4 protein-coding genes are annotated in these 3,806 nt (G+C 72.2%); all 4 read right to left on the bottom strand.

Annotated features, from left to right (window positions below; genetic code table 11):
• Positions 1-106 precede the first annotated feature (106 nt).
• Entirely contained in the window at positions 107-358 is a 252-nt protein-coding gene (locus Q0A33_RS05665) for a hypothetical protein (protein WP_291794308.1), read from the bottom strand.
• 258 nt (positions 359-616) lie between these two features.
• Entirely contained in the window at positions 617-1,282 is a 666-nt protein-coding gene (locus Q0A33_RS05660; protein WP_291794306.1) for a DUF6320 domain-containing protein, read from the bottom strand.
• Positions 1,279-2,946 carry an alcohol acetyltransferase gene (locus tag Q0A33_RS05655; protein WP_291794304.1) on the bottom strand — a complete coding sequence of 556 codons (1,668 nt, stop codon included), beginning with the start codon at positions 2,944-2,946 and terminating at the stop codon, positions 1,279-1,281. Before Q0A33_RS05655 ends, Q0A33_RS05660 begins: the two co-directional genes overlap by 4 nt.
• The coding region (locus Q0A33_RS05650) for an alpha/beta hydrolase (protein WP_291794303.1) at positions 2,943-3,806 on the bottom strand (864 nt) is incomplete at its 5' end. The genes Q0A33_RS05650 and Q0A33_RS05655, both read right to left, overlap by 4 nt.

Genomic DNA, 3,806 nt, shown 5'->3' with positions numbered 1-3,806 from the left:
TGCTCCGCGCACTGCAGGAGGAACCCGATGCGGGCGGAGCATGCCAGGCGCCTTGGTGCGGAAGAGCCGAGATCCCACCTCCTTCCCTGCGGAACCGGACATGCGTTCACGCGAGCGGAGGAGACCGTTGGTGCGGGCGCGGCCTCGGCGGCGGCCGGCCGGTGCCCGTCAGGGGTGCCGAGGCCCTCGGCAGGCGGAAGCCGCGGGCGGCACAGGCGCAGGGCGAATCCGTCGGGGAGGCGTCGATGCGCGACAGGCGCGCGTCGAGCGCGCGGAGGTCCGGATCGGTGAGGACGATGTCGAGGAAGGCCTCGTCCGTCTCACAGGCCTCGCTGCTTCCGAGCACCAGGGTGTCCACCGGTCTCACACTCCCCGGCCGGAGCGGTAGGCGTCCGTGCGGCCGCACTCTCGACGCCCGGGTCGATCCGGCGGGACGCCGTGCCGGAACAGATCTGTGTGCGTGCGAGCCACTGAGCATCCCTCCTTCGCCTGCGAACGAGTCATGCCTGATGCCCACGGTCCTCTTCGAGGCCCGTGGTGAGAATGTGATAGCACAGTTTCTTCCTGCACGCAAGAGGGCAGGGGTGCTGGACTGTGGCCGGGGCGGGACCGGCGCTCACAGGTGCAGGCGTTTGGCCAGCTCATGGCGCATCTCGCGGACGCGCACCAGCTCCAGCGCCAGGGCGATGAGGGTGAGCGCTCCGCAGAGCAGCGAGGGCACCGGGTCGTCCTCCACCCAGCCGAGGGCGAGGAAGACGAGGGGCGCGAGGCCCAGCAGCACCGTCAGCCAGCTGTAGACCACGTGCTCGCCCACCTCCATGCGCATGGCCCGGACGGTGATGAGGACGGCGGCGGTGGCAGAGGCGCAGACGAGGGGGATGGCCCAGCTCAGCGCCCAGCCGTTCCACCCGGAGAGATAGTCCCAGTAGGCGCACACGCCGCTCACCAGCACCACCAGGTACACCGTCCCCTTCGCCACGTTGCGCCGTTTGCGCACCGCCATGAGGACGACGAGCCACATGGAGGCCACGCCCAGCCAGGCGGAGCGGAAGGTGCCCACGCTGTCCTCGCCGCGGCGGAACAGGAGCTGCGCGAGGAACGAGGCGGCGATCACCCCCAGCGAGGCGAGGAACAGCACTGTGAGGAGTCTCCGCCGGGAGAAGCTCAGCGGTACGTCCGGCAGCGGACCGGGGACCGGCTCCCCGTCGAGCTGTGCTCCGCAGAGCGGGCATCCCTCCCAGACGCCCTCGACGTCCACGGCACACTCCGGGCAGCGGCTCATCGTCCTGCCTCTCCGCCGGAGATCCCGGCCAGCTCATCCTCCGTCACCCGGGCGGCGGCGACCGTGAGGGGCACACCCTTTCCCGAGAGGATCCGCGCGAACTCCCGCACGTGGTCCGTCTCCGCGAACGGCGAGGTGAAGGTGACGGTGAGCAGTCCGCCGTGCGAGATCGCGCAGAACTGCGGACGCACGGCGGAGACGTGGAACAGCATCCGCCCCACGTGCGCCTCGGCCGGCTCCGGCAGGCTCACGCGCCCCAGGTTGGACACCGCCACGGTGAGGCCGCGGTTGCTGGCGCGGTTGAAGAGGCCGAGGACCACGTCCTTGAGCGGCCGCGGCACCACCCGCAGCGCGAGCATCCGTTCGAAGCGGATGAACCGGCGCAGCTTCGATTCGAGCGCGGCCGGAGCGGCCTGCGGGCGGAACTGCGCATCGATGTTCCGGCAGATCGCTCCGATCCCGTCAGCGGGAGCGTCCTCCCGGTCCCCGTCGCGAGTGCGCTCCTCGCCGTACGTGTGCTCCACCCGCACCGTCGCGAAGAAGTTCCGGGCGGAGGTCGAGGGGAAGAACTGCCGCAGGTTCACCGGGACCGAAGCCGCGAGGGTGGGGGACCTCCCCAGATCGCCCCGCCGCTCGCCCTGTCCGGAGGAGAGCCTCACGGCCTCGAAGAACACGGCCGTGAGGTACATCGTGAGAGAGACGCCCTCCGCACGTGCCAGCGCCAGGACCTCGGCCGCCGGCATCGTGAGCTCCACCGCCCGCGTCCGGTTGTCCGGTGTGCGGGTCCCCCTCACCGTATGGGTGCGTGCCGTCGAGGCGCCCACGAACCGGCCGAGGCCGCGGTGCCCGGCGGGCTGCGCGGTGTCCTCGTCAGCCGCCGCGGGGTCCGCGGGCTCGGGAACGGGTGCAGGGCCCGCCCCGGCGCCGGCCGCCGTCCCTTCCGCCTGGGCCGCTGCCCGCCGGCGCCTGTGCCCGCGCCCGCGCCTGCGGAAGTGGTGGGCGAAGCTGTCCGTCGTGAGGGTGTTGCCGGGGGAGACCTCGGCAGCGGGCTCGTCCGGAGGTACGGCGGTCTCCGGCGAGGCGGAAGGCGGTACGGCGGGGTCGAGGGCGACGTTCGCACCGATCCGGTCCGCGGAGGAGTCCGGGCGCGTGGCCGCGGTCTGGCCGGGATCCAGCGGCGCGATGCTGGCGCCGCCGGCCTCGAGCGAGCCGGCGGCGCCCCGCGTCTCCGGGCTGTGCTCCTCCGGGAACCGCAGCCGGACGTAGGCGGTGACGAGATCCGTGAGGAACCAGAGGGCGCCGGTGCCGTCGGAGAGCGCGTGGAAGACCTCGAGGACGATCCGCCGCCGGGAGCGGATCACGCGGAACAGCAGGCTGTGACGCTCTCCCCGGTAGAGAGGAGCGCAGGTGGGGAGGGTCTCGGGGACGACCTGCGGACGCAGATCGCTGTCCTGCAGGTAGTACCAGAAGACGCCCCTGCGCAGCACCGCGTGGTAGAGCGGATACCGGTCGAACGTCTCGTCGAGTGCGGTCTGCAGCAGTGCAGGGTCCACCTCGTGATCCATCTCCGCGCTGAGGCGGAAGACCTTGGGGTCCGCCTCGCTGCGGGCGGCGAGGAAGATGTTGGAGGCGTTGTCCAGACGCACCCATGCGCGGCGGGTCACGGGAGCCCCTTCGTCTCGTGCGGGCCGGTGCCGTCCAGCTGTGATCCGGTGCCGTCCGGCCGCACACCCGCGGCACCGGGCTGTGGGGCGGCGTCGTCCGCGGCGTCGAGGAAGGCGTTGATCACCTCGTAGGCCTCACGCAGCGGCCGGGCGAAGCGGGGGAGTGCGATGAAGCCGTGCAGCGCTCCTTCCACGCGGTGCATGTGCACGGGGGTGCCCGCCGCGGCCAGTGCGCGGCCGTAGGCCTCTCCCTCGTCGCAGAGCAGATCCAGCTCCGCGGTGAGGAGCAGGGTCTCGGGCTGACCGGAGAGGTCCTCGGCCATGAGCGGGGCGACGAGCCTGTCCTGCCGCTGGGCGGGATCCGGCACGTAGAGCTCCATGTAGTCCTGGACCTCCGTGCTGGTGAGCCGGTAGCCCTCACCGTGGTTCCGCACGGAGGCGAACGGGGAGGTGTCCGGGGAGTGGTCCCAGTAGGTGACCGGATAGAGGAGGATCTGCCGACTGACCCCGCGGTGGCCCTGCTCGTGCAGCAGCAGGGAGACGGCCGCGGCGAGGTTGCCGCCCGCGGAGTCGCCCACGAGGACGATGCGCCCCGGGTCCTCGATGCCCGCGCGCTGCGGGTCGTCCAGCAGCTGGCGGGCGACCCGCACGCAGTCGTCCAGCCCGGCGGGGAAGGGATGTTCGGGGGCGAGCCGGTAGTCGACGGAGGCGACGACGCACCCGGTGAGGGCCGCCATCGCGGCGCAGGCGGGCGTGTAGCTCTCGATGTCGCCGGTCACCCAGCCACCGCCGTGGAAGAACAGGAGGATCTCCTCGCGGCGCTGTTCGCGGGGGCGGAAGACGCGCACGGGGATCTGGTG

Source organism: Brevibacterium sp., from assembly GCF_022712115.1.
Classification (GTDB): domain Bacteria; phylum Actinomycetota; class Actinomycetes; order Actinomycetales; family Brevibacteriaceae; genus Brevibacterium; species Brevibacterium salitolerans.
Note: the sequence above shows the minus strand (reverse complement) of the source record. Positions and strands in the feature narration are given on the sequence as shown.

What these genes read in the sequence shown, in the direction of transcription:
- Q0A33_RS05660 (WP_291794306.1), bottom strand. Translation starts at nt 1,282, where the DNA reads ATGAGCCGCTGCCCGGAGTGTGCCGTGGACGTCGAGGGCGTCTGGGAG.